Source organism: Albidovulum sp. (assembly GCF_049646345.1).
Classification (GTDB): Bacteria; Pseudomonadota; Alphaproteobacteria; order Rhodobacterales; family Rhodobacteraceae; genus Albidovulum.
In genome coordinates this window covers 1-1,516 of record NZ_JBARVQ010000264.1, presented here as the reverse complement: position 1 = coordinate 1,516, position 1,516 = coordinate 1, and the positions used below count along the sequence as shown (strand labels likewise).

Sequence of the window (1,516 nt, the reverse complement as noted above, 5' to 3'; positions counted from 1 at the left end):
CCTTGTACCAGACATCCGCGCCCTCTTCCTCAAACGCCGCGATGATGCGGGCGTTGACGGCCGGATCGCGCAGCAGGAAATCGGCATCGGTCGGCTTCGCGCCCTTCCTGACAAAGCAGGTCAGCGGCACACCCCAGGCGCGCTGCCGCGACAGAACCCAGTCGGGCCGCGCCTCGATCATCGAATGAAGGCGGTTGCGACCGTTCTGCGGCGTCCAGGTAACCAGCTCGTCGATCGATTTCAGCGCGCGGGCGCGGATCGTGTCGCCAAAAGTGCCCAAACCGTCGTCAAGCTTCTGGTCGATAGCCACGAACCATTGCGGCGTATTGCGGTAGATCAGCGGCGCCTTGGAGCGCCAGCTATGCGGATAGGAGTGTTTGATCTTACCCTTTGCGAACAGGGCGCCGGCATAGGCAAGCTGCTTGATGACAGAGACGTTGGCGGGGCCATCCTTGCCATCCGACTGGATGATCGCCTCACCACCGAAGATCGGCAGATCCTTGCGGTAAGAGCCGTCCGGTTCGACGTTGTAGGTCATCGGCAGGCCGTGCTTGAGACCAAGCTGATAGTCGTCGTCGCCGTGGGAGGGTGCGGTATGGACAAAGCCCGTCCCCGCGTCATCGGTGACATGATCGCCGGGCAGCATGGGAACGTCGTAGTCCCATTCGCCGTTTGCGCCTTCCACGCCCCGGAACGGGTGCGACAGGGTAAGCGTCGCCAGTTCCTCGCCCGGAACTGCGCGCAGCTTGTGGAAACTCTCGACCCGCGCCGCAGCGAAGATTGCCTCGGCGAGATTGTCAGCCACGACGACCTTTTCGCCTACCTTGGCGCTGGCATTCTCGCCGACCGCCGAAACCTCATAAAGACCGTAGGCGATCGTCGGGTTGAAGGCGACCGCACGGTTTTGCGGGATGGTCCAGGGCGTCGTGGTCCAGATCACGACCGAGGTTTGCAACAGGTCGGTGCGGATGCAGCCGTCCATGTCCTTGAACTCCGACGCCGAAGCCACGGGGAACCGCACCCAGATCGTGTGGCTGGTATGGTCGTGATACTCCACCTCCGCCTCGGCCAGCGCGGTTTTTTCCACCGGCGACCACATCACGGGTTTGGAGCCCTGATAAAGCGCTCCGTTCATCAGGAACGTCAGGAACTCCCCGGCGATCACCGCCTCGGCGTGGTAGTTCATCGTGAGATACGGATCGGGCCAGTTGCCGGTGACACCCAGACGCTTGAACTCCTCGCGCTGCACATCGATCCAGCCCTCGGCGAACTTGCGGCATTCCTGACGGAAGGCGACGACATCGACGTCGTCCTTGTTCAGGCCCTTGTTGCGGTACTGTTCCTCGATCTTCCATTCGATCGGCAGGCCGTGGCAGTCCCAGCCCGGCACGTAACGGGCATCCTTGCCCATCATCTGCTGGCTGCGCACCACCATATCCTTCAGGACCTTGTTCAGCGCATGGCCGATATGAAGGTGGCCGTTGGCATAGGGCGGGCCGTCATGCAGGGTAAAAGG

At 62.2% G+C, this 1,516-nt stretch carries 1 protein-coding gene; it reads right to left on the bottom strand.

Annotated features, from left to right (window positions below):
* Positions 1 to 1,516, bottom strand: a 1,516-nt coding sequence (locus WBB85_RS06320; protein WP_432637780.1) for a class I tRNA ligase family protein, incomplete at both ends; no start/stop codon positions are given.